Raw genomic sequence first — 24,034 nt, 5'->3', positions numbered from 1 at the left:
CGCGGCATCCATTCCGAATCGTGGGTACCCACTTTTCGGTAAGGTACCCACATGGCGGTGAGTTTTGCGGAGATCCAGGCAGGGCGCGATCAGGTGTTCACCGAGAACTGTCCGACGCGCGTCGTGCTCGACCACGTGATGAGCAAGTGGGGCGTGCTCGTCCTCCTGGCGCTCACGGACGGCACGGCGCGATGGGGAGAGCTCCGGCGCGCCGTCGCCGGGATCAGCGAGAAGATGCTCGCCTCGACGCTGCGCACACTCGAGGCCGACGGACTCGTCGCGCGGACGGCCTACCCCGAGGTGCCGCCGCGCGTGGAGTACGCGCTCACCGCGCGGGGCGACGAGCTCATGGAGCGGATGCTGCCGCTCATGGAGTGGATCGCCGACAACGCGACCGAGATGGTCGCGCGCTGACCCTCACTCGCACGTGGTCGGCGCGCCGCCGGCTGCCACGGCGTCCGCCCACGCGAAGAGGTCGCCGATGAGCGGGGAGTCGGCGGCGACGACGCCCATGTGCGAGCGTCCGGCGTACTCGTGCGCGCTGACCGCGGCTCCCGCTGTGCTCGCGGCACACACGCGCACCGCGAGGTCGCGCTGGATCGCGATCGGCACGACCTCGTCCGCGGTGCCCATGCCGAGGTACAGCGGTGCGCCGACCGTTCCGGTCGCGGCGTTCGCCGTGAGACGGTCGTGGACCGCTCCGGCGGACAGATCGATGCGGTACAGCTCGTCGTCGGTGCCGAGGCCGAGCGCGACCAGGAGCGTCGCGGCGGTCCCGGTGTCGAGCACGCAGCGGCTCGCCGCCGCCCGGGCGAACGTCGCGCCGGCGGGATGGGTGACGCTCTCGATGGAGATGTCGTCGTACTCGTCTGCGTAGGGCACCAGCACGTATGACGTGATGACGTCGCCCAGGGGCGTCGCGCCCGCGCCCGCGACGCGCTCCGCCATTGCCAGCGGGTCGGCGGCTGCCGACAGCGCTGCGACGCCGCGCACCCGCAGTTCGGGGGCGTAGTCGGCGGCGATCTGCCCGGCCCAGAGGGCCGCGTGCCCGCCCTGCGAATGCCCCCACAGCCAGGTCTCGGGGGAGGCGTCGACGCCGTCGAGCTGCCGCACCGCCCGCACTGCGTCGAGCGTCGCGCGGCCCTCTCCCTCCCCGATCAGGTAGGGGTAGCGCCCGCCGGTGCCCTGCCCGGGGTAATCGGTCGCGACGACGATCCAGCCGCGCTCGATCATCTTCTCGATGCCGGGCACGCCGCGGTCCTCGAGCGCATCGGGGAGGAGGCTGGGGGCGCAGCTCTGTGCGACACCGGTCGTGCCGTGCTCCCAGGCCAGCACGTCGCGAGGGGTCGTGGATGTCGCGGTGGGGATCGCGACGACGGCGCTCGCGACCGCGGCGGACCCGTCGGCGCGGGTCGTCGCGTACAGGATGCGCTGCGCGGTCGCGCCGCTCGGCGATACCCCCTCATATGCAGCGGTGCGTAGGAGCGCGCCGGGTTCTGCGGGCACCGCCCCGGACCAGACGTAGAAGTCGTCGATCGGCTGCACGTCGCGCAGTGCCCACACCGACCCCGCGGTCACACCCGCGGCGAGGGCGACGGCGGCGACCGCCGCGGTGACCCGGATTCCGGTGCTCCGGCGCCCTGGGCTCTGTGTCCCTGGGCTCTGTGTCCCTGGGCTCCGCGTCCCCGCGCTCACGATTCGGCCGGGTGCGCGAGCCGCCGCGCGGGACGGCCGGCCCCGCAGCGCATGCCAGCCCTCGCGGACCCCTCCGACGACGAGCGCCACCGCGACGAGCCACGCGAGCAGCAGCAGGGCCACGTCGGGCCAGACCCACACGAGCGCCGCCGCGACGGCGCCCGCCACCACGAATGCCGCGTCCGTCGCCCGACGGGCGCCCGTCGACGCGCCGCGCACGAGGAGACGCACGGCGAGCGCGACGAGACCGAGCGCGATGACCGCCGGGAGGGCCTGGACGACCTCCGAGGTGAACAGGAGCGCGGCGACGGCGCCGACGAGGGCGAGAGCAGCGCCGACCCAGGAGCCCGCGCGCCCGCGCGCTCCGGACGCGAGCCGCACCGCCCACGCGACGAGGAGGACGGCGGCGGCCCACACGAGCAGCTGCAGAGTCGTCAGCGGCCGTGGGAACAGCCAGAGGCCGCCCACGACGCACGCGGCCGCGACGACGACCCGCGCTCCGCGCGCGGCACGCCTGCTCCCGTCCCCGCGCTGCGCGCTGTCAGCCCCCACCAGATCAGAATAGGGCCGCCCTCCGACGGGTGCGACGGATCGCCGTACGCTGAAGGGATGCCGCAGTCAGCCGCCGTCCTCGCCCACGCCGACGACCTCGCCGGGTTCGTCGCCGATTCGCCGTCGAGCTTCCACGCGGCATCCACCGTCGCCGCCCGCCTCGGCGCCGCCGGTTTCACGGCGCTCGACGAGACCGAGTCGTGGAGCATCGCGCCGGGGGCGCGCCAGCTCGTCGTCCGCGACGGGGCCGTGCTCGCGTGGATCGTCCCGGACGGTGCGTCCGCCGACACGCCGTTCCACGTCTTCGGCGCGCACAGCGATTCGCCCGCTCTCAAGCTCAAGCCGCAGCCGACGACGGGGCGCGCGGGGTGGCTGCAGGCCGGCGTCGAGATCTACGGGGGCCCGCTGCTGAACTCGTGGCTCGACCGCGAGCTGCGTCTCGCGGGGCGGCTCGTCCTCGACGACGGGTCGTCCGTGCTCGCCGCGACGGGGGCGCTGCTGCGACTGCCGCAGCTCGCGATCCACCTCGACCGCGAGGCCAACGACCACCTCGCGCTGAACAAGCAGACCCAGACCCAGCCCGTCTGGGGACTCTCGTCCGCACTCGCTTCGACGGGTGGCGCGGCATTCGCCGATCTGCTGGGCGAGGTCGCCGCAGCGGCGGGCGTCGACGCCGCGCGCATCCGCGGGTACGACCTCGTGACGGCCGATGCGGCCCGCGGCGCCGTGTTCGGCCAGGACGACGTCTTCTTCGCGTCGGGGCGTCTCGACGACCTCGCGTCGGTGCACGCCGGGCTCGTCGCCTTCGAGAAGGCGGGCACGGATGCCGCGCACATCAGCGTCCTCGCCGTCTTCGATCACGAGGAGGTCGGGTCGGCGACCCGCTCGGGTGCTGCGGGACCGTTCCTCGCGGACGTGATCGAGCGCATCCAGCTGGGCCTCGGCGCGGACCGCGAGCAGCAGCTGCGTGCGCTCGCTGCGTCGTGGTGCGTCTCGAGCGACGTCGGACACTCGGTCCATCCGAACTACGTCGAGAAGCACGACCCCGTCGTCCAGCCCGTTCTCGGGTCGGGCCCGATCCTCAAGATCAACGCCAATCAGCGCTACGCGACGGATGCCGCGGGCGCCGCCACGTGGCACGGCTGGTGCGATACGGCGGGCGTCGTGAGCCAGGAGTTCGTCTCGAACAACGCCGTGCCGTGCGGGTCGACGATCGGGCCGATCACCGCGACCCGGATCGGCATCCGGACCGTCGACGTCGGCATCCCGATCCTGTCGATGCACTCGGCGCGCGAGCTCGCCGGCACCGCCGACCTCTTCGCGCTGTCGCGTGTCGCGGAGGCGTTCTTCGCGGGCTGAGCCGCGGCGCCGGTCCGCGCCCGGGCGCCACACCGCGGTTCGGGCTCCACAGATCGGTAGCGCCCGAACAGGGACGTGGCGTCCGGGCCTGCCCCGGGCCTTCGGGCGCCGTCAGGCGCCGGCGGTCTCCGCGCGCTTCGGGAGCACCCAGCCGGCACGGGGGAAGTGGCACGTGTACCCGTTCGGGATCCGCAGCAGGTAGTCCTGATGCTCGGGCTCGGCCTCCCAGAACGCCCCGGCCGGCTCGATCGTCGTGACGGCCGGCGCCGGCCAGAGGCCCGAGGCGTCCACGTCCGCGATCGTCTCGCGCGCGACGCGCTCCTGCTCGGCATCCAGCGGGAAGATCGCCGACCGGTAGCTCGTGCCGATGTCGTTGCCCTGCCGGTTGAGCGTCGACGGGTCGTGGATCTGGAAGAAGAAGGCCAGGAGATCGCGGTACGTCGTCTTCGCCGGGTCGTAGACGATCTCGACCGCCTCGGCATGCCCCGGATGGTTGCGGTAGGTCGCGTGGTCGTTCTGCCCACCCGTGTAGCCGACGCGGGTGTCGAGCACGCCCGGCTGTCGGCGGATGAGGTCTTCCATGCCCCAGAAGCATCCGCCGGCGAGGACCGCCGTCTCGGTGTCGGGGGTGCGGGTGATGCTGCCGTCGTCGGTCATCCTTCCATTGTGGTCTCTCCGGCCGGCGCGAGGGTCGCTGCGGTAGAATGGATGCCTCCGCGGCGCCGTATGGCGCGGCGAGGTGCATCTACCAGCTCCACAACCGAGAAACGGCGGCACGTGAAAACGAGCCGATTCTCGGAGGAGCGCGTGGCAACCACCGTCATACCCAGCACCGATCAGCGCACCCTGGTCCAGCACACCGGCTGGGCGTACTGGCCGATCGCCTTCATCGCGCGGCTGCCGTTCGCGATGATGACCGTCGGCGTCCTCATGCTCGTCGTCGCCGCGACGGGCTCGGTGGGGCTCGGCGGGCTCACCTCGGCCGCCGTCGGCGTGGGCGTCGTCGTCGCCGGTCCGATCTTCGGCGACCTCGTCGACCGGCACGGGCAGCGCCGCGTCCTCGTCCCGGTGGGGCTGGCGAACGGCCTCCTTCTCGCGCTCTTTCCGCTGATCGTCATGAGCGCGGCTCCGGAGGGCGTCGTCCTCGCCGCCGCGCTCGCGATCGGCCTCAGCGCCCCTCAGGCCGCTGCGATGAGCCGCAGCCGGCTCCTCACGATCATCGCGGCCCGCCTCGCGCCGACCCGTCGCGTGCAGACGACGAGCCGCGTCATGTCGTACGAATCGGCCGCCGACGAGACCGCGTTCGTCATCGGGCCGTTCCTCGTCGGCATCCTCGCGGCGTTCATCGCGCCGTGGGCGCCGATCGCGATCGCCGCGGCGCTCAGCTTCGGCTTCGTCACGGCGTTCGCGCTGCACCCCACCGCGCGCGTGCAGGCGGGCGGGGATGCCGAGGCGGAGCGCGCTCCCGTCCGCGCCGTCTTCGCGCGGCCGATCCTCGTGCTGGTGGCGGCGACGTTCGGCGTCGGAGTGTTCTTCGGCACGACGCTCACGTCGCTCACCGCGTTCGCGCAGAGCTTCGGCGACGAGTCTCGGGCGGGTCTGTTGTACGGACTCATGGGCATCGGGTCGGCCGCTCTCGCGCTCGGCGTCGTGTTGCTCCCGGACCGCTTCGCGCTGCGCCGGCGCTGGCTCGTCTTCGCGGCCGTGCTCAGCGCGTCGGCACTCGGCTACGCGATGTTCGCCGACGCCGGCTCGATCGTCATGTGGCTGCTCCTCATGGGGCTCGGGGTCGGTCCGACGCTCGTGACGCTCTTCTCCCTCGCGGGCATGCGGGCGCCGGCGGGCCGGGCCGCGACGACCATGACACTGCTCGGCTCTGCGTTGACCCTCGCGCAGGCCCTGGCATCCGCCGTCACCGGGTGGGTCGCCGAAGAGCTGGGCGTCGGCGTCGCGATGGCCCTGCCCGCGGTCGCCGCCGCCCTCGTTCTCGCGCTCGGCGTCGTGAACGTGGGGGTCGAGCGCCCCGGACGGGGCTCGAAGCGAGGAGTTTCGGTCGTCTGAGGCGCCCGAAACTCCCGCGAACGCCGTTTCGGTCGCCTCAAGCGCCCGAAACTCGCCTCGCCCCGCGCGCCTCGGGCCCCGCGGGCTCAGACGAAGCGCACCCAGTTCGCGCCGCGGCCGGTCTCGGCGCGCTGCCGCAGCTCGAGGTGGTCGCCGATGACGGCGTAGAGCGAGACGGTCGTCGACTTCTCGCCGGCCGCGACGAGGAAGCGGCCGTCGGGGCTCACGTCGAATCCGCGCGGCTGGGTCTCGGTGCGGGTGAACGCCTCGGCATCCGTCGGCGTGCCGTCCGCGGCGATCGCGAGGGAGCCGAGCATCGACTCGGTGCGCTCCGACGCCCAGAGGCGGTCGCCCGCGAGGTGCAGGTCGGCGCCCCAGATGTAGTGGTGCGCGAGGGGGTCCGCGCCGAAGACGCTGCGGCCGAGCCCAGCGGACGCGTCGATCGCGGTCGCGGCGCCGGCGAACCCGAGGCTGCCGTCCGCGCGGTCGCGGCGGTAGTGCAGCACCTCGCCGGAGAACTCCGTCATGACGTACACGGCGTCGTGCGCATCGTCGACGACCAAGTGGCGGGGGCCGCTGCCGGCGGGGGCGGCCACGGTCGGCGGGTCGAGGGGCGTGAGCGACAGATCGTCGGCGAGAGCGTACTGCGCGATGAGGTCGGCGCCGAGCGACACGAGGTACGCGAAGCGTCCGTCGGGGGAGGGCAGCACGGAGTGCAGGTTCGGATACGTCACCCGCGACACCGGCTCGCCGACCACGCCGTCCGCCACGGGGCAACTGATGCCGTATCCGCCGCCGTAGCTGACGCCGAGGAGGCCCGAGCCGTCTCGCGTGAGCGCGAGGTAGTTCATGCCGCCGCCCGGCAGGTCGAGGCGCGAGACGGGCGTGAGGATGCCGGAGGCGCGGTCGAGCGTGAGGGCGACGATGCCCGCGGGCTCGCCCTTCACCCCCGCGTAGACGAGATCGCGCGCCGCGTCGACGACGAATGTCGAGCAGCCGGTCAGGCCCTCGGTCACGGCGAGCCGATCGAGGCCGGCCGACGCGCCGTCCGAGCTGCCGGGTGTGAGGCGGAATGTGGAGATCGAGCCGTCGCCGGCGTTGGCCACGAGGACGAGGGAAGCGGTGTCGGTCACCCCTCCAGCGTAGGCTCGAGTGCGACGGAAGGATCCCCATGGCCCGCATCCTGCTCATCGGAGGGCACGGTAAGGTCGCCCTGCTCCTCGAGCCGCTGCTCCAGGCAGCCGGTCACCACGTCACCGCCGTGATCCGCTCGGAGGATCAGGCGGCCGACGTCGAGGCCGCCGGCGCGACGCCGCTCGTCATCGACATCGAGCACCTCGACCTCGACCAGACGACGAACCTCGTCGCCGGGAACGATGTCGTCATCTGGTCGGCCGGTGCCGGTGGGGGCGACCCCGTGCGCACCGTCGCGGTGGACCGGGATGCCGCGATCCGCTCGGTCGACGCCGTCGTTGCCGCGGGGGTGCGGCGCTACCTCATGGTGTCGTACTTCGGCGCAGGTCCCGATCACGGCGTCGACCCCGCCGACTCGTTCTTCGCGTACGCGGAGGCGAAGACCGCCGCCGACGCGCACGTGCGCGCGAGCGGACTGGACTGGACGATCATCGCGCCGTCCGCGCTGACCCTCGACGAGCCGACGGGGCGGATCGACGCCACGGCGGCGACGTCCGCCTCCGTGCCGCGTGGCGACGTGGCCGCCGTCGTGGCGGCATCCATCGCCGACCCGTCGACGATCGGACGCACGATCCGGTTCAACTCCGGCGACACGCCCGTCGCCGAGGCGCTGCGCGCCGAGGGCGTCTGACGTGGCCGGCACCGATCGCACCACGTGGGTGCTCGTCGACGGTGAGAACATCGACGCGACGCTCGGCGGCTCGATCCTCGGGCGGCGCCCCCAGCCCGACGAACGGCCGCGATGGGATCGGGTCCTCTCCTTCGTGGCGCGCACCTGGCACCAGCAGGCTCGTGGGCTCTTCTTCCTGAACGCGTCGACGAACCTGCCGATGCCGTTCATCCAGGCGCTCCTCGCGCTCGGGTTCCAGCCGGTGCCGCTCTCGGGCGACGCCGACGAGAAGGTCGTCGACATCGCGATCCAGCGGACGCTGCGGGCGCTGCGCGATCGCGAGGGGGATGTCGTCCTCGTCAGCCACGACGGTGACTTCGTCGAGGACGTCGGCGCGATCCTCGACGGCCGTCGGGTCGGGGTCGTGGGCTTCGCGGAGTTCCGCAACGCCGCCTTCGCGGACCTCCCCGGCGTCGATTTCTTCGATCTCGAGTACGACGTCGACGCGTTCGACGCACAGCTGCCGCGGGTGCGGATCATCCCGATCGACGAGTTCGACCCCGACCGGTTCCTGCGCTGAGCGCCATGCGCCCCGGCTCGACCTCGCTGCAGCGGACCTACCGCTACCTGCGGATCGCGATCGTGGGCGCCGTGGTCGTCGTCTTCACGGCGATCGCGACGACGCTGCCGGTCGTCGGCATCCTGCCGTCGATCAGCCACTACTACTACAGCCCCGCGAACACCCTGTTCGTCGGGGCGCTGATCGCCGTCTCGGTCTCGCTGTTCGCGCTCTCCGGTCGGGGCGCCGAGCGCGTGCTGCTGGATGCCGCGGCCACGATCGCCCCGCTCGTCGCGATCGTGCCGACGGCGGTCTCGCCGGGATCGATCGCGGGGGCGGATGCCGCATGCCCGGGTGACCGGCGGACGTGCGTTCCGGAGGAGTACGCCGCCGCCGTCGACAGCGGCGTGATGACGTACCTGATCGTGGGGGCCGCCGTCGTGATCCTCGCGGCCGCTCTGACCGTCGCCGGCGAGGTCGACCGCCGCGGCGCCGCCGTGTCGATCGTGATCTCCCTGCCTGTGCTCCTCGTCGTTGGCCTGACCTGGGGGTTCGCCCGCACAGCCTTCCTGGCATGGGCGCACGTCGCCTCGGCATCCCTTTTCTTCCTCCTCATCGCCGCCGTCGCGGTGCGCACGGCGATCGCTCCCCGCGCGCCGGGCGCTCCGCCGTGGCTGCGCCGCGCCTACATCGCCATCGCGGTCGCGATCGCCGTGCTCGTCGCCGGGATGCCGCTGTACGGCGCGCTCCACGCCGGACGGGTCTACGGTGTGTTCGTCGGCGAAGTGCTCGCGCTCGTGCTGTTCGCGGGGTTCTGGATCCTGCAGTCGGTGCAGTACTGGCATGCGGACGACCCCGCGATCATCGGGCCGCGCGCACCGCAGAGTGGCTGACCACGTCGGAGGAGGAGATCATGACCCGGACGATCGTCATCACGGGCGCCAGTGACGGGATCGGCGCGGCTGCCGCCCGGCAACTGCACGCGGCGGGGGAGCGCGTCGTGGTGGTCGGGCGCCATCCCGACAAGACGCGGGCGGTCGCCGAGAGCATCGGGGCGCCGTGGCACCTCGCCGACTTTGCCGATCTCGACCAGGTCCGCGAGCTCGCGAGCGTCCTCACCGAGCGGTATGCCCGCATCGACGTGCTCGCGAACAATGCGGGCGGGATCTTCGGCGAGCGCACGCTCACCCGCGACGGGTTCGAGCAGACGTTCCAGGTGAATCACCTCGCCGGGTTCCTGCTGACGAATCTGCTCCTCGAGCGCCTCATCGAGAGCCGCGCGTCCGTCATCCAGACCTCGAGCGTCGCGGCGCAGCGCTTCTCGCGATTCGACATCGACGATCTGCAGGGCGAGCGCCGCTACACCGCGAGCACGGCCTACGGCAACGCGAAGCTCGAGAACATCCTCTTCACGAAGGAGCTCGCGCGCCGGTTCGGCGACCGCGGCCTGTCGGCCGTCGCCTTCCATCCGGGCGCCATTGCGAGCGGGTTCGCGGGCAGTTCGCGCGGACTCTGGCGCTGGATGTACACGAATCCGCTGGCGAGCCGGCTCCTCACCCCGACCGAGGTCGGCGGCGCGCGGCTGGGTTGGCTCGCGCTCGGCACTCCGGGCGTCGACTGGCGCTCCGGCGGCTACAACGCGAAGAATCGCCCCGCCCGCACGACACCGCTCGCCGACGACCCGCTCCTCGCGCGCCGGCTGTGGGAGCAGAGTGCGGACATGGTGGCGCTGCCTACGCGATGACGGCGCCCGCGCCGACTCCGTCGCCGATGTCGGCCGGCACCGTCAGGTACCACTCGACGAACCTCGTCGCGCGCCCGTCGGCTGCGAGGTGGACCTCCCAGAGGTTCACGTAGGAGGCGTGGCCCGGATAGTCGACCGTGCCGCGGATGATGCCGATGCCGTCGCTCTCGACGAGGACCGCGAGATCCCACACCGCCTGCGTCGGCTCGGGGCTCATCCACGCCTCGACGATCGCCTCGATCCCGCGTACCGGGTCACGGTCGTACGGGTGGAACCAGTACTCCGCGTCGTCGGTGAAGATCGCGAGCACGTCATCGGCATCCTTCGTCCGCCATGCGCGCAGGTATCCGTCCAGCCAGTCGCTCGTCATCGTCATGGCTCCGGTCTAGCAGCACCGTCCGACACGGGCGCTGACACGGCCGCCGACACGGGTGCCGATCGTCAGGCGAGGACGCGCAGGATGGCGTCGGCGAGGATGCCGGTCACGTGCGGCGCCACGTGGAGGTTGAGCGCCGGCTCGATGAGCTCGACCTCCAGCAGGCACAGGCCGTACCGCGCGGAGTGGACCGTGTCGACGCGGGCGTAGAGCGGCAGATCGCCGCCCGTCACCTGCTGCACGGCACGAAGCACCTCGGCCGCGAACGTGCGCTCGCCGGCGGTGGCGTCGACGGGGACGGGGTTCTCGCGGTACACGCCACCGCGGAATCCTCCGCCGGGCGCGAGGAGCGCGCCCTTCGCGATCGCGTGCGTGAACTCTCCGCCGATGACGTAGAGGGCTTTCTCGCGGCCCTCGGAGAGTTCGAGGATCTCGGGCTGGATCATCGCGACGTCGCCGCGGCCGATGATCCGACAGGCGAGGGCGAGCGCCGCCGGGTCGGATGCCGCGAACAGCCCGGTGTCGCGGGCTCCGGCCGACACCGCCGGCTTCACGACGACGCGATCGACCGCCCCGACGGTGCCGAGCGCCCCGATGGCGTCTGCCGCGGCACTCGCCGTCGTCGCGTAGGTCGTCGGAACGACGCGGACGCCCGCGCGCTCGAGGTCGCCCAGGTAGGCCTTGTCGAGGTTCCAGCGCATCGTCGCGGGGGCGTTGACGACGCGGGTCGCGTGCTCGGCGCGGTCGAGCCACGCGGCGAAGTCGGCGGGGCGCTCGGGATAGTCCCACGGCGAGCGGATCATCAGCAGATCGAAGGATGCCGGGTCCAGCGCCGCGTCGTGCCAGACGACCGCCGCGGCGTCGGCACCGCGGTCGGCGAGCGCCGGGAGCAGCAGTGGGGTGTCGTAGTCGGGGTCTTCGTCCGCATAGGCGTCAGTCACGACGATGCCGATGCGCGGCGCGCGGGAGGAGGTCACGGGCATCCAGCGTAGTGAGGCCGCTTGACACGCTTGCGCCGCGATGGCGAAGGTGGGGGTGGGTGCAGACGAGGAGAGCGGATGTCGCAGACGTGACCGGAACCGCGCGCGCGGAGCTTGCCGCGGTCGCGGGCGAGGCGTCGGGCTGGCCTTCTCGCTTGCGCGATCTTCCGATGGGCGCCGATCCTCGTGCCGCCGCGGTGCTCATCCTGTTCGGCGTGCTCGACACACTGCCTGCGGGGCGCGAGGCGCAGGATGCCGCCGTCTCGCGCGACCTCGACGTGCTCCTGCTGGCCCGGGCGACGACGCTGCGCGCGCACCCGGGGCAGGTCGCGTTCCCCGGGGGCCGGCTCGACCCCGGGGACGACGGACCGGTCGCCGCGGCGTTGCGGGAGGCGCGTGAGGAGACCGGTCTCGATCCTGCCGGCGTCGAGGTGCTCGGCGCCCTCCCGCAGGTGCCGCTCGAGTATTCGGGCCACCTGGTGACGCCCGTGCTGGGGTGGTGGCGGCATCCGTCGCCCGTCGGCGTCGTCGACGTGGCCGAGTCTGCAGCGGTGTTCCGCGCCCCCGTCGCCGACCTGCTCGATCCGCGGCGTCGCGGCGTGACGGTGATCCGGCGCGACGGTCAGGAGTGGCGGGGGCCCGCGTTCGAACTGGACGGGCACCTCGTCTGGGGTTTCACCGCGATCCTGCTCGACGTGCTCTTCGACCGGCTCGGCTGGACGGAGTCGTGGGATGCGCAGCGCGTGATCGCGCTGCCGGGCTGACCGGCGCCGGTCGTACGTTCGCAGGGCGGGCGTTCGGGGGCTGATAGGATCGTCGATGGAAGTGTGTCCGAGCGGCCTAAGGAGCATGGCTGGAATCCATGTAGGCGGGGTAACTCGCCTCGCAGGTTCAAATCCTGTCACTTCCGCCACACGCACGGTGTGAGAACCCCGCCCGACGGAACATTCGGGCGGGGTTCTTCCATCTGCGCCTCAGCGCGCGCGGGTCATCGGCCGCCGAACGTGAACGAGTACCCCTGCACTCCCGCCGGCAGCGTCACTTCGATGGTTCCGGACGTGGTGTCGGGGGTTTTCGTGAGCTCGTAGGAATTGGGTGTCCCCGACACGTCGATCGCGCGGGTGGTGCCGTCCACGTCGACCGTGATCGTGCCTGTTCCGGCGAGGACCATGCGCACCTCCGCGGCGGTGTAGTTCAGTCGGATGGTGACCGCGTCCCCCGTGGCCTCGATGTACTGCGTCTCCACGTTCGCGCCGCCGTCGATGGCGAACGAGTTGGCGGGCTGGTCGGCGGGGTAGGCGAAGGTGGCGACGCCGCTGGAGTATCGGTCCCCGCCGCCGTAGTTCTGGGCCTTGGACCAGCCGAGGTAGGTCTCGGGGGTGATGACTCCGCTGTCGGGAGTGTCGTCGGCGACGTCGGTGGGCGCGGGAAGCCGCACGCCCGGGTTGGCGTCGGTGAGCAGCCGGCGGATCATCCGTTCGGTGGCGGCGTAGTTGCCCTCTCCGAACTGGACGTTGCGGACGGTGCCCGCGGAGTCGATGAGGTAGTGGGCGGGCCAGTACCGGTTGCGATAGTTCGTCCAGGTCGACAGGTTGTTGTCGATCGCGACGGGATAGGTGATGCCGAAGCCCGCCGCGCCCTCCTTGACGTTTCGCACTTCCTTCTCGAACGCGTACTCCGGCGAGTGCACTCCGATGATCTGGAGGCCCGCGTCGGCGTAGGCCTTCTCCCAGGCGACGACATGGGGGAGGGAGCGCTGGCAGTTGATGCAGGAGTACGCCCAGAAGTCGATGAGCACGACCTTCCCGCGCTCTTCGCCGAGGGTGAGGGGCTGGTCGCCGGGAGTGTTGAACCACTCCTGGATGCCGGTGAGATCGGGCGCGGTGCCACAGCTCTGGAGCTCGGTGGCGTTGTTCGTGCAGAGGTCGAGGTCCTTGTTCTGGTCGTTCTCGAGCCCGCCGAGGTTGAGGGCCTCGCTGACCTGGTCGCTGCTGGAGAACTGGTTCTGCAGCGCCGAGGTGTAGTCGGGGACCAGGCGCTGCAGGGCCGCCGGCACGTTGAAGAGCAGTCCCACCGCGAGGGCGATCATGAGCACGCCGCCGGTGGTGCGGATGGCCTTCTGGTGCATGCGGAACGTGCGCACGCGCTCGGCGACGCGGCGCCCGGCGAGAGCGAAGATGAGGAGCGGGATCGCGGCGCCGATGGCGAAGGACACGGTGAGGATGATCGTCTCGACTCCGATGCGCCCCGTGGAGCCGGCGACCGTGATCGCGGCGAGGACCGGCCCCGCGCACGGGACGTACACCGCACCGAGGGCGAACCCGAGCACGAGGCCCGACCCGTCGGTCCCGACGTTGCGGCGCGGGATCTTCGAGAAGGGCTTCTCCAGGATCTCCTCGAAGCGGGGGAAGATCAGCCCGGCGCCGATGAGCAGCAGCACGACGATTCCGGCGTAGCGCAGGACATCCTGCGGCAGGTTCAGCAGCGCCAGAATCAGCGAACCGAGCAGCGTGAAGAGGCTGAACGACACCACCAGGCCGACGATCACGAGATACGGGCGCCACCGCGACACCACCCGCACGTCCTCGTGGGCGGGCTTCTCCGCTGTCAGCACGGCGCCCGATGCGGTCTCCGCGGCGCCTCCCGCCGCTCGGGCGGCGCGCGCGTCGTCGCGGCGCCGCTGGACGGCCTCCGGGCGTGCGCTCTGGGCTCCGCCAGAGAGGAAGATGACCGGGAGCACCGGCAGGATGCACGGCGAGATACCCGTGATGAGTCCGCCGAGCAGGCCGATGAGTGCGAGTGAGATGATCACGGATGCCTCCAAGGCTGAACGTGCTCGTTGTTCGGAGCCGAGTCCGCATCCGATTGGATTCCGATGGATATCCAACGCAACGAGCCGGAAATAATCGCGCCCTACAGTCGCCGTATAGCTGCTGCTCACTCGGGAGGTTGATCATGTCGGATGTCCCGTCCGTCCATCCCTCCGCGGTGTGGAACCGTGGCGCGATCGCTCACGGCGACCATCAGAGCTGATCCCGCACTCGGCGCTTTCTTCCGCGCACGCCGACACGATGTCGACGTCGCGCGATCTCCTTCTCGCCATCTCGCGCGAACTCCATCAGTGCCGCCGTCATGCTGCCGTGACCGCACTCATCAGAGGACCCTTCCATGTCATCCAAGACACTGCACCTTGCCCTGTTCCTGTTCCCCGGCTACCACCTCGGCGCGTGGCGCCTGCCCGATGCGATCCCTGAGATCGACATGAGCATCGATCACCTGACCCGTGCTGCTCAGCTCGCCGAGGGCGCCAAGCTGGACGCCATCTTCTTCGAGGACCAAGCGGCCGTGCGCCGAAGCAACGACATCCTCGCCGGTGACACCTACGGGGCGGCGAACCCCCGCTCGATCCACCTCGATCCCACCGTGGTGCTCCCCGCCCTGGCCATGCACACCACGCATCTCGGGCTCGCCGCGACGTCGACCACGACGTTCAACGACCCGTACAACCTCGCCCGTCGGTTCTCCACGCTCGATCACCTCAGCGGTGGCCGTGCGGGATGGAACCTCGTCACCTCGTTCAATGAGGACGAAGCGCAGAACTTCGGCCTGGACACACACATGCAGCACGCCGCCCGCTACGAACGCGCCGGCGAGTTCGTCGACGTGGTCACCGGGCTGTGGGACTCCTGGGACGTCGACGCGATCAGTCGCGACAAGAAGACCGGTGTGTACTTCGACACCGACAAGATGCGCTTCCTCAACCACGACGGCGAGCACTTCAAGGTCCGGGGGCCACTCACCACCGCCCGCAGCCCCCAGGGCCGTCCGGTCATCTTCCAAGCCGGATCCTCCGAACCGGGCAGGGACCTCGCCGCTCGCACCGCGGACGTCGTGTTCACGCTGCAGTCCGACATCGACAAGGCACGGGCGTTCCGCGACGACATCCGCGCCCGCGCCGTCGCCTACGGGCGCCCCGCAGACAGCATCAAGGTGCTCGTCGGAATGACCCCGATCGTCGGAGACACCGACGCCGACGCTCGTGATCTGGCCGACCAGATGATGGCCCTCATCCCCGACGACCTCGCGCTCAGCAACCTCAAGCCGCTTGCCGGCGGGGTCGACTTCCGCGATTTCGATCTCGACGCGCCCGTGCCGGAGCTCCCCGAGACGAACGCCGGGAAGTCGCACCGTGAGGCGATCATGGCCATCTCGCGGGAGAAGAACCTCACCGTGCTCGAGACGGCGCGCTACTTCGCCGAGGGCAGCTATCTGAAGATGATCGGCTCGCCTGCCACCATCGCCGATGCCGTGCAGACATGGCGCGACGCGGACGCCTGTGACGGGTTCCTCGCCGTACCCACCCATTATCCCACCGGCGTGGAGGACTTCACGGAGCGGGTGGTCCCAGAATTGCAGCGACGAGGTGCGTTCCGAACCGAGTACACGGGCACCCAGCTCCGCGACCACCTCGGCCTGAACGGCAGCGCGGTGGGGGTGAAGGCATGAGACCGCACGGCGGCGATCCTGCCCTCCTGCGTGAGGCGTTCTCCGGCTTTCCCTGCGGCGTCGTCGCCATCGCTGCTGCCGCTTCGGGGAGCGACCACGTCCTCGTCGCCTCCTCGTTCACGGTCGGCGTCTCACAGGACCCTCCGCTGGTGATGTTCGCGGTGCAGCACACCTCCTCCACCTGGCCCATTCTCAGCACTGCGTCGAGGCTGGGCGTGTCGGTGCTCGGAGAAGGCCACACCCGCCACGCGCGCAAGCTCGCCGCGCCCGACCGGTCCCGCCGGCTCGAAGGCCTCGCTGTGCATCGGACTTCCCACGGTGCGATCCTTCTCCTGGATGCACCGATCTGGTTGGAATGCTCGGTGTGGAGTACGTACCCCGCAGGCGATCACGACATCGTGGTGCTCCGCGTGGAAGAACTCAGCACCGACTTCGCGCACCAACCGCTGCTGTGGCACCGGTCGGGCTTCACGAAGATCGCGTGACCGATCCACGAGACTCGAAGAAAGATCTATGTTCGAATCTGGCAGAGTCGACGTATGAGCTTCATCGGAGATCTTCGCGACGGCATCGACCGTCTTGCGGACTTCGTCGAAGCTTGAGGTCGTGCTCGCGGGTGTCGTCGCCCGGCGGTCCGCGCGCGATCGCGGGCACGGCGGCCTCGCTCAGGTGGAGGGCTTCCGCACTCCCGTACAGATGGTCAAAGAGATCACCGGCGCGACGCGCGGCGAGGCGATCCGCGCGGTCAAGGTGGGCGAAGCGCTTGTCGCCGGCGTTCCGGATCTGACGCAGGATGCCGAGGCCGCGCCCCTCTCGCCGGACGAGGAGGTCGCCGTTCGTCCGTGGCACGAACCGCTCGGTGACGCGTTGCTCGCCGGGCGGCTCTCGAGTGCTCAGGTCGATGCGATCCGTCGTGGTCTGGGAGAGCCGCCCGCGATGGACCGGCCCGCCGACGACGTCAGGGAGGTCTGGCGGGTCGCCGCGATGCAGCTGATCGACGAAGCGACGTCGTGCTCTGTTGAAGACCTCATCGCCGCGGCGCGTTCCGTTCGCGACGCGATCGACCCGGCGGGTGCGGAAGAACGCTGGCGCGACCACTATGCGGCTCGATCATTCCGGATGCGCACGGATGCCGAGGGGCGGCGCCACGGCCACATCGTCTTCGACGACGCGACCTTCGCCTTCTGGCAGACCGTGATGGATGCCGCGCTCCGCCCGCGCCGCGGCGGCCCCCGATTCCTGACCGACGAGGAGCGTGCCGCAGCGTCCGAACTCAGGAGCGACCCGCGGACGAACGAGCAGCTGGCGTACGACCTCATCACCGATCTCGTCCATGCGGGCGCGAAAGCGGAAGCCAAGGATGTCTTCGGAGCACGATGTGCGGGCGTGCGAGTCGTGACCATCCATGATGACCGCGACGGCGCCGCGCCGCGCGACCTGTTCGAAAGGCTCCTGCAGGTCGCGCACAGCGAGGACGGCGCGCTCACGGTGCCCGGCTCCATCGTCGAGCGACTCGTCTGCGATCTCGGCATCACCCCTGTGACGCTCGACGCGGGTGGGAACCCGCTCGACATCGGTCGCGATGCGCGGCTGTTCTCCTCCCGTCAGCGCATCGCGCTCGCCACAAGAGACGGCGGGTGCATCTGGCCCGGCTGCGATCGTCCGCCGTCGATGACCGAAGCGCACCACATCGACGAGTGGGTCCGCGACGAGGGCGCGACCGACATCGACCGCGGCGTCCTGCTGTGCGCCTTCCATCACGTGCACCTGCATATGACTGGCAGGCGCATCACCCGCGAGGGGAAGGGCCCCTTCCTCCTCCTGCCGCCGCCGGGTGACCTCACGCCCCCGATTGAACTGCGGACCGCGTCGCCGCTGCGCTGGATGTTCGACCCGCCGGAACGCCGACCGTGGCGCCGTCCGTCCGCCGCGTGACGCGTGCCCGCGAGCTCGCGGCGGGAATGCGGGCGGCGTGTGTGCCGTTGTCGTCACTCGTCACATCCCCCTGTCGTCGCATCGCGTCGTCGTAGGGTCGAGCGTGGTCTGCTCTCTGCGGGCCGCTGCACCAACCGGCATCCGCCACCCCAGGAGATACACCCCTCATGAGTTCCCCCCGCACCACCGCGCCCGCGTCGAATCCGGCCGCACGCACCCCCCGGCCCAAGAAGCCGTTCTACCGCTCGTTCGGATTCCAGATCACGATCGCGCTCGTCGCGGGCATCCTGCTCGGCATCCTCGCGCTGAACATCGGCCCCGATGCAGAAGGCAACGCCAACGGCCTCGCCGCGACGCTCTCCACCATCGGCAACGCCTATGTCACGCTGCTGAAGGTCGCGGTCGTCCCGCTCATCTTCCTCGCGATCGTCGCGAGCATCACCCAGCTGCGGAATGTCACGAACGCCGCGCGCCTGGCGGGACAGACTCTCCTCTGGTTCGGGATCACGGCCCTCATCGCGGTGACGATCGGCATCGTCCTCGGCGTCACGATCCAGCCCGGCAATCGCGTCGCGCACGATCAGTTGACGACCGCCGACCCCTACGCGGTCGGCACGTGGTGGAACTTCCTCAAGGGGATCATCCCGCAGAACTTCCTCGGCCTCACCGTGTCGAGCTCGGCGGATGCCACGACCGGCGCCGTCACCTCGACGGTCGGCTTCAACGTGCTCCAGGTGATCGTCATCTCGATCGCGGTCGGCGTCGCCGCGCTGAAGCTCGGCAAGCGCGCCGAGCCCTTCGTCGCCTTCACGCAGTCGACCCTGAAGATCGTCCAGCGGGTGCTGTGGTGGATCATCCGCATCGCCCCGATCGGCACCCTCGGCCTCATCGCCTCCGCCGTCGTGCAGTACGGCACCGACAAGCTGCTGACCCTCGTCTGGTTCGTCGTCGCGGTCTATGCGGGGCTCGTGCTCGTGCTCTTCGTCGTCTACCCGATCCTCGTGAAGAGCCACGGCCTGTCGATCAAGCAGTACTTCTCCGGCGTCTGGCCCGCCGTCCAGCTCGGCTTCGTGTCACGCTCGTCGATCGGCACGCTGCCCCTCACCCAGCGGGTCACCGAGCGGAACCTCGGCGTGCCGCGCGAGTACGCGTCGTTCGCGGTGCCGCTCGGCGCGACGACGAAGATGGACGGCTGCGCCGCGATCTACCCGGCGATCGCCGCGATCTTCGTCGCGCAGTTCTTCGGCGTCGAGCTCAACTTCGTCTCCTACCTGCTCATCGCGCTCGTCTCGGTCGTCGGCTCGGCCGCGACCGCCGGCACGACCGGGGCGACCGTCATGCTGACCCTCACCCTGTCGACGCTGGGTCTGCCGCTCGAAGGCGTGGGCCTCCTCCTCGCGATCGACCCGATCCTCGACATGGGCCGCACGGCGGTCAACGTCGCGGGCCAGGCGCTCGTCCCGACGATCGTCGCGAAGCGCGAGGGCATCCTCGACGTGGCCCTCTACGACGCGCCGCGCGACGGCGAGCCCTTCTCGGACGACTCGGGCGATGACGACAACGCCTCGACGGATGCCGCGCCCGCGGATGCCGTCGACGACGGCATCCGCACGGAGACGCCCGCGCGCGTCTGAGCGCGACCCGAGCCGACGCCCTGGTCTGAGCCCCGCTCAGACCAGGGCGTCTCTGTCTGCGAACGCCGACCCCGGGCGCACGACGAGGGACCGCGGCAGGAGCGTGGCCCGCGCCCGATCGAGCGGGCCGCGGCGCGCGCGCAGGCCGACGCGGATCGCATCGGCCTGCGCGATCCCGTCACGCGAGCCCGTGCCGCCTGCGCCGCCGGCACCATGGCGAGCTGCGCTCTCCGCGCCGCCACCGCGCGGCGCATAGTTCTCCCGTTCGACGGCCGCGACGAGCCGGGCGACCGCGTCCTCCGGCGCCCCCTCCGCGACGAGGCGCACACCGAACGCTCGCGGCGACTGCGCGGCGGATACCGCGATTCCCAGGTCGATCGCAGCGTCCTGCACGAGCACCCACGCGGCGGCGACGCCACCTCGGCGACGGAGGAAGCCGCGGCGGGCGGCGCCCGCCGCGGCGGGCACTGAGGCGACCACGAGCGCGCCGAGGACGATCAGGAGTGCGGGCCGCGGGTCCCCTCCGGCAGCCGGCTGCCCGGAGGTGCCGCCCGTCGCTTCGTCGCGCGCCTCGTCGGGACGGGCTCCCGCCGATGCGCTCGAGGTGGGCGTCGGGGTCGGGCCGGACTCCTCGGCATCCGTCCCGCCGGTCGACGAGGCCGCGCTCACATACCGCGTGGCGATGCCGAGACTCTTCGTCGGCTCGAACGGCACCCATCCGATGCCGTCGAAGTACACCTCCGGCCAGGCGTGCAGCTGCCCCGTCGTCACGGCCGCCACGCGCTGCCCGTCGACCGTATCGCCCGTATACCCGCCGGGGAGGAAGCCGACGACGATCCGCGACGGCATCCCGAGCTCGCGCGCCATGAGGGCGAACGCGCCCGCATAGTGGATGCAGTAGCCCGCCTTCTTCTCGAGGAACGCCGCGACGGCGGCGACGCCGGTGTCGTCGAACCCGTCGGTGACGGGGGCGGTGAGGGAGTACGTGAACTCCGGGCCGCGGAACCACGTCTGCAGCGCCTCCAGGCGGTCGTAGTCGGTCGTCGCGCCTGCCGTCACCTGCCGGGCCAGGTCGCCGATCACCGCGGGCGTCCCCTCGGGGAGGGCGTACACGTCGACGCGGTTCTCCGCGAGGCGCGCCTGGCTCGCCCGGATCTGCTCGAGCGTCGGTCGCGGCACCTCTGCCACGACGTCGTAGTTCTGCCCCTGGGCGCTGTTCTGCGCACTGAGGATCGTGCGGCTGTACGGCACCGACCGCCAGGCGCCCTCGAGGCCGTCGATCGCGACGGCCGGGTAGGGGATCGGCAGATAGGCCGACGACAGCTGCGTCACCTCGACGTGAGTGCGGTACTCGGTCGTCGCGATGCCCTCGGCGACCTGCACGGGCTCGAGTGGCGCATCGGCGAGGGCGACGGAGCGCAGCTGATCCGGCATCCACACCGACCCGTCGAAGATCGACAGCGTCGTCACACGCAGGTTCGGCAGTTGGGGCGCATCGCTGCGGAGCGTCAGCACCGGCGTATCGCCCGGGCGGCGGAGGTCGCTGCCGAGGTCCAGGGAGGGGTCGATCCGGGCCGCCGCTCCCGATCCCGCGCCCCCGACCGCCGGGTGCGGGAGGGCCGGACCGATGACGAGCGCCCCCACGATCGCGACGGCACCGATCGCCACGGCGACGGCGGCGACACCGCCCGACCGGGTCGCCATGATCGGTGCCTCGCGCGTGCGGTTCTCGGCTCGGATCAGGGCGAGCACGGCGATCGCGAGCACGACGAACGCGGCGATGTCGACGGGAGCCGGCACGACGACCGAAGGGATCAGCCACACGAGGACGAGCGCGATCGCCGCGAGCAGCGGCATCCTCGCCGACAGCACGACATGATCGAGCGCGATCGCGAGAAGTCCGAACGACGCGACGATCACGAACGACATCGCGGGCGTCGCCGGGATGGGCGCCACGCCCGAAGCGATCTCGTCGGAGGCCGTGCGGATGACCTCCGGCACCGCCGCCACGACCGCGCCGGTGGGGAGGAAACCCCACAGGGCGGTGCCGGAGAAGAAGCCCCCCGTGACGACGAGGGCCCAGACGACGACTTCTGCCAGCGTCACGCCGATCGCGGGCACCCGTCGCCGGCGCAGCCCGAACCCCGTCGCCAGAAGCACCGCCGCGAGCACCGCCGCGCCCGGCATCCACGGGCCGGTGTGGATGACGCGTGCGAGCGGAGGCAGCGTCGCGAGGAGCGCGAGCCACATCGTCAGCGTGAGGCGCAGTTCGCCCCGCGGCCGCCGCTGCCGCTCGGCGCCCCGTGTCGAGTACACGTCACCGCCCGACACGGTGCGCTCCCCGCTCGGCGACGTCGGTCCACGCGTCGACGAGGTCGTCCTCCGTCGCGATCGCCGCGACGCGCCATCCCGCCGCTGCGGCGTCCGCGAGCGCATCCCGCGACGGCATCATCGCGAACAGCACCGGCATCGCGCTGCGATGCGCGAGCGGCGCGAGCGCAGCGGCATCCGACGACGTCAACGCGCCCCCGATGACGATGAGCGGCCCGGTTGCGCCCTCCGAGACCGGTGCGGCGAGGAGCGCCGCGAGGTCCTCCGTCGACCCGTCGCGTCGCGCGGTGACCGGCGCGAGATCGATCGCGAGCTGTTCGATGCCGGCGGCATCGCCCCCGTCGAGGGGATCGGACAGCGGCGTCCCGTCGAAGTCGACGACGGTCACGAGGTACCCCTCCTGCACGAGGCGCGCGGCGATCGAGACGCACGCGCAGACCGCGACCTCGAACGCGGGGTCGGCGCCTGGCGCGCGCGTCGCCTCGACGTGCCAGCGCGCCGAGGCGCGATCGAGCGCGACGAGCGCGGCGGGGGTGGTCTCCTGCTCCTCCTGACGCACCATGAGCGCGTCGCGGTGCGCGCTCGCGCGCCAGTGGATCCGGCGCATCGAATCGCCCGGTGTGTAGTGCCGGGGGACGAGATTGTCCGAACCCTGACCGAGCTGATCGCTGGTCGTGTGCATCGTGCCGCCGATGTCACCCGGCAGGTCGCTCAGCGGGCCGAGCGCGACGACGGCGGGGGTGATCGTCAACGGCACGGCGCGGCCGATCGCGTGGCGGCGCCGTGCGAAGCCGAAAGGGTCCGTCGAGGTGACGGAGATCGGTCCGACGCTCCGGATGCCGCGGCGGCGGAGCGTCACGGAGTATCGCAGCAGCGCCGCCCGTGAGCCCGCCCGCATGCCCGACCCGGTCTGCGGGAAGATCCCGTCGGCCGGGCCCGTGACGCCGTCGGGAAGCCGGTCGTGCCAACGCCCCTGCGCCGTCGGCAGCGGCGAACGGATCTCGACCCGGAGGTGGACGTCGAGGTCGCTTCCGACCGCGCCGACATCCGGATCGAAGGACCTCTCGACGCGCTCGGTGCGCCGGACGAGGTAGAGCGTCGCGACGCTCCCCACGAGCGCGACGGCGAGAAGCACGCTCACATACAGCAGCTCGGTGATCTGGAACGCGTGCGCGCCGATGAAGGCGACGAGCGCCAGGACGGCGGCTCCGGTTCCCCGGGCGGTGAGCGGCCAGCGTGACATCCGTGCGCCTCAGCGCGCCGCCAGCGGCACGCGCACCGAACCGACGATGCCACGGAGCGTCACTGCGACGGTGTCCGCACCCGACCGCCCGCGGGCGGTCGCCGCGCCCCGCACCGCGATGAGCCGATGCGCGAAGACCGGCTCGACGAGGCTCGCGACGTCGTCGGGGATCACGAACTCGCGGCCGTCGAGCGCGGCCCACACCTTCGCCGCACGGATGAGCTGCAGCGTGGCGCGGGGGCTCGCGCCGAGTCGCAGGTCGGGGTGCTCGCGCGTCGCGCGGGCGAGCGCGACGGTGTACTCCTCGACGGCGGGGGAGACGTGCACACTCCGTGCCCACGCGATGAGGCCGCGCACGCCGGCGGCGTCGATGACCGGGGCGAGCGCGTCGAGCGGGTTCACGACGTCGCGCTGGCGGAGCATGAGCGCTTCGTTCGCGGCATCCGGATAGCCCATGGAGATCCGCATCATGAACCGGTCGCGCTGCGCCTCGGGCAGCGCGTACGTGCCCTCCATCTCGAGCGGGTTCTGCGTCGCGACGACGAGGAACGGCTCGTCGAGCGCGTGCGAGCGGCCGTCGACGGTCACCTGGCGCTCCTCCATCGCCTCCAGCAGCGCCGACTGCGTCTTGGGGGAGGAGCGGTTGATCTCGTCGGCGATCACGATCTGGGCGAAGATCGCGCCGGGCTTGAACTCGAACTCGCGCTCGACCGGGTTGTAGACGCTGACCCCCGTGACGTCGCCGGGGAGGAGGTCGGGCGTGAACTGGATGCGTCGCACCGTCGCATCCACGGATGCCGCGAGTGCGCGCGCGAGCATCGTCTTGCCGACGCCGGGGACGTCCTCGATGAGGAGATGTCCTTCGGCGACGAGGCACACGAGCGCGGCGCGCACGGCGGCCGGTTTGCCGTCGATGACGCGCGACACCGAGGCGAGGATCGCGTCGGTCTGGCGCGCGAACGCATCGGCGGTGATCGGGGCGGGGGTCATGAGCGGCCAGCCTCCCGGTGGTCAGGACGATGCGCGGGGAGATGCGCGGGGCGATGCGTCGCCGGTGACGCGCGTGAACCGATGCTAACCCGGTGTGGCGCCCCGCGGGCCGGACGTCGGGTAAACTCCAAGAAGCTCTCCGCGAGGCGGCATCCAGGCCAACTCCCCCAGGACGGAAACGTAGCAAGGGTAACCAGGCTCTGCCGGGTTCGCGGAGAGTCTTTCTTTTCCCCGGGCCGTTCCTGGCCACCTGCCGACGAGCGCC

General features: G+C 71.4%; 21 protein-coding genes, 1 tRNA gene and 1 other RNA gene. 14 read left to right on the top strand and 9 right to left on the bottom strand.

Annotation, left to right across the window (positions count from 1 at the left end; all coding sequences use genetic code 11):
* The first annotated feature begins 51 nt into the window (after positions 1-51).
* Entirely contained in the window at positions 52-414 is a 363-nt protein-coding gene (locus J0I43_RS11245) for a helix-turn-helix domain-containing protein (RefSeq protein WP_292863542.1), read from the top strand.
* A 3-nt stretch (positions 415-417) separates the two neighbouring features.
* Here J0I43_RS11245 and J0I43_RS11240 read toward each other — a convergent pair whose 3' ends face one another.
* Positions 418-2,247, bottom strand: coding sequence for a lipase family protein (locus tag J0I43_RS11240; RefSeq protein ID WP_292863539.1), 1,830 nt, complete (start codon positions 2,245-2,247; stop codon positions 418-420).
* Positions 2,248-2,304: 57 nt separating this feature from the next.
* Between J0I43_RS11240 and J0I43_RS11235 the strand changes: the two genes are divergently transcribed.
* Positions 2,305-3,606 carry a M18 family aminopeptidase gene (locus J0I43_RS11235; RefSeq protein ID WP_292863535.1) on the top strand — a complete coding sequence of 434 codons (1,302 nt, stop codon included), beginning with the start codon at positions 2,305-2,307 and terminating at the stop codon, positions 3,604-3,606.
* Positions 3,607-3,717: 111 nt separating this feature from the next.
* Here J0I43_RS11235 and msrA read toward each other — a convergent pair whose 3' ends face one another.
* Positions 3,718-4,263 carry a peptide-methionine (S)-S-oxide reductase MsrA gene (msrA, locus tag J0I43_RS11230; RefSeq protein WP_292863532.1) on the bottom strand — a complete coding sequence of 182 codons (546 nt, stop codon included), beginning with the start codon at positions 4,261-4,263 and terminating at the stop codon, positions 3,718-3,720.
* Between the two features lie 150 nt (positions 4,264-4,413).
* Between msrA and J0I43_RS11225 the strand changes: the two genes are divergently transcribed.
* Complete coding sequence (locus J0I43_RS11225; RefSeq protein WP_292863529.1) at positions 4,414-5,667, top strand: MFS transporter; 1,254 nt, start codon at positions 4,414-4,416, stop codon at positions 5,665-5,667.
* An 86-nt stretch (positions 5,668-5,753) separates the two neighbouring features.
* Here the strand turns inward: J0I43_RS11225 and J0I43_RS11220 are convergent, their stop codons facing one another.
* A complete protein-coding gene (locus J0I43_RS11220) occupies positions 5,754-6,800 on the bottom strand; it encodes a beta-propeller fold lactonase family protein (protein WP_292863526.1) in 1,047 nt (348 codons plus the stop codon).
* A gap of 38 nt (positions 6,801-6,838) precedes the next feature.
* Here J0I43_RS11220 and J0I43_RS11215 point away from each other — a divergent pair, with 38 nt between their 5' ends.
* Genes J0I43_RS11215 through J0I43_RS11200 form a run of 4 tightly spaced genes read left to right on the top strand, consistent with a single transcriptional unit; the run spans position 6,839 to position 9,774 of the window.
* Positions 6,839-7,492 carry an SDR family oxidoreductase gene (locus tag J0I43_RS11215; protein WP_292863523.1) on the top strand — a complete coding sequence of 218 codons (654 nt, stop codon included), beginning with the start codon at positions 6,839-6,841 and terminating at the stop codon, positions 7,490-7,492.
* A gap of 1 nt (position 7,493) precedes the next feature.
* Positions 7,494-8,051 (top strand): NYN domain-containing protein, encoded by a 558-nt coding sequence (locus J0I43_RS11210; protein ID WP_292863520.1) that lies wholly within the window; start codon positions 7,494-7,496, stop codon positions 8,049-8,051.
* A 5-nt stretch (positions 8,052-8,056) separates the two neighbouring features.
* Positions 8,057-8,923, top strand: coding sequence for a hypothetical protein (locus J0I43_RS11205; RefSeq protein WP_292863517.1), 867 nt, complete (start codon positions 8,057-8,059; stop codon positions 8,921-8,923).
* A gap of 20 nt (positions 8,924-8,943) precedes the next feature.
* Entirely contained in the window at positions 8,944-9,774 is an 831-nt protein-coding gene (locus J0I43_RS11200) for an SDR family NAD(P)-dependent oxidoreductase (RefSeq protein WP_292863514.1), read from the top strand.
* Here the strand turns inward: J0I43_RS11200 and J0I43_RS11195 are convergent.
* Positions 9,764-10,150 (bottom strand): nuclear transport factor 2 family protein, encoded by a 387-nt coding sequence (locus J0I43_RS11195; protein ID WP_292863511.1) that lies wholly within the window; start codon positions 10,148-10,150, stop codon positions 9,764-9,766. The two genes, J0I43_RS11200 and J0I43_RS11195, sit on opposite strands and share 11 nt — an antisense overlap.
* Positions 10,151-10,215: 65 nt before the next feature.
* Positions 10,216-11,127, bottom strand: a complete 912-nt coding sequence (locus J0I43_RS11190) for a hypothetical protein (protein WP_292863508.1) — start codon at positions 11,125-11,127, stop codon at positions 10,216-10,218.
* Positions 11,128-11,300: 173 nt separating this feature from the next.
* Here J0I43_RS11190 and J0I43_RS11185 point away from each other — a divergent pair, with 173 nt between their 5' ends.
* Together J0I43_RS11185 and J0I43_RS11180 are read left to right on the top strand one after the other, a co-directional pair.
* On the top strand, positions 11,301-11,894 hold the full coding sequence (locus J0I43_RS11185) for a CoA pyrophosphatase (RefSeq protein WP_292864439.1): 594 nt from the start codon (positions 11,301-11,303) through the stop codon (positions 11,892-11,894).
* A gap of 57 nt (positions 11,895-11,951) precedes the next feature.
* Positions 11,952-12,043: transfer RNA gene (locus tag J0I43_RS11180), tRNA-Ser, on the top strand.
* A gap of 75 nt (positions 12,044-12,118) precedes the next feature.
* On the opposite strand, the gene J0I43_RS11175 is transcribed toward J0I43_RS11180, so the two are convergent.
* The gene (locus J0I43_RS11175; RefSeq protein WP_367267552.1) at positions 12,119-13,942 is read right to left on the bottom strand and encodes a cytochrome c biogenesis protein DipZ; all 1,824 of its coding nucleotides are present in this window, start codon (positions 13,940-13,942) and stop codon (positions 12,119-12,121) included.
* A 356-nt stretch (positions 13,943-14,298) separates the two neighbouring features.
* Here J0I43_RS11175 and J0I43_RS11170 point away from each other — a divergent pair, with 356 nt between their 5' ends.
* The 4 genes from J0I43_RS11170 (at position 14,299) to J0I43_RS11155 (ending at position 19,205) form a co-directional block, all read left to right on the top strand.
* Positions 14,299-15,636 carry an LLM class flavin-dependent oxidoreductase gene (locus tag J0I43_RS11170; protein ID WP_292863505.1) on the top strand — a complete coding sequence of 446 codons (1,338 nt, stop codon included), beginning with the start codon at positions 14,299-14,301 and terminating at the stop codon, positions 15,634-15,636.
* Positions 15,633-16,121 (top strand): flavin reductase family protein, encoded by a 489-nt coding sequence (locus J0I43_RS11165; protein ID WP_292863502.1) that lies wholly within the window; start codon positions 15,633-15,635, stop codon positions 16,119-16,121. The genes J0I43_RS11170 and J0I43_RS11165 overlap by 4 nt, the downstream gene beginning before the upstream one ends.
* A gap of 121 nt (positions 16,122-16,242) precedes the next feature.
* A complete protein-coding gene (locus J0I43_RS11160) occupies positions 16,243-17,571 on the top strand; it encodes an HNH endonuclease signature motif containing protein (protein WP_292863499.1) in 1,329 nt (442 codons plus the stop codon).
* 167 nt (positions 17,572-17,738) lie between these two features.
* Positions 17,739-19,205: a dicarboxylate/amino acid:cation symporter gene (locus J0I43_RS11155; protein ID WP_292863496.1), complete on the top strand. Its 1,467-nt coding sequence runs from the start codon at positions 17,739-17,741 to the stop codon at positions 19,203-19,205.
* A 36-nt stretch (positions 19,206-19,241) separates the two neighbouring features.
* Here J0I43_RS11155 and J0I43_RS11150 read toward each other — a convergent pair whose 3' ends face one another.
* Genes J0I43_RS11150 through J0I43_RS11140 form a run of 3 tightly spaced genes read right to left on the bottom strand, consistent with a single transcriptional unit; the run spans position 19,242 to position 23,769 of the window.
* Positions 19,242-21,536, bottom strand: a complete 2,295-nt coding sequence (locus J0I43_RS11150; RefSeq protein WP_292863493.1) for a DUF3488 and transglutaminase-like domain-containing protein — start codon at positions 21,534-21,536, stop codon at positions 19,242-19,244.
* Complete coding sequence (locus tag J0I43_RS11145) at positions 21,523-22,779, bottom strand: DUF58 domain-containing protein (RefSeq protein ID WP_292863490.1); 1,257 nt, start codon at positions 22,777-22,779, stop codon at positions 21,523-21,525. The genes J0I43_RS11150 and J0I43_RS11145 overlap by 14 nt, the downstream gene beginning before the upstream one ends.
* Before the next feature lie 9 nt (positions 22,780-22,788).
* Complete coding sequence (locus tag J0I43_RS11140) at positions 22,789-23,769, bottom strand: AAA family ATPase (protein ID WP_292863487.1); 981 nt, start codon at positions 23,767-23,769, stop codon at positions 22,789-22,791.
* A gap of 130 nt (positions 23,770-23,899) precedes the next feature.
* Here J0I43_RS11140 and ffs point away from each other — a divergent pair.
* Positions 23,900-23,996, top strand: an RNA gene (gene ffs / locus J0I43_RS11135) — signal recognition particle sRNA small type.
* Positions 23,997-24,034: the final 38 nt, after the last annotated feature.

It is taken from the genome of Microbacterium sp. (assembly GCF_017305435.1).
Classification (GTDB): domain Bacteria; phylum Actinomycetota; class Actinomycetes; order Actinomycetales; family Microbacteriaceae; genus Microbacterium.
The sequence above is the reverse complement of the archived record's forward strand: the minus strand, read 5'-3'. Positions and strand labels throughout refer to the sequence as shown.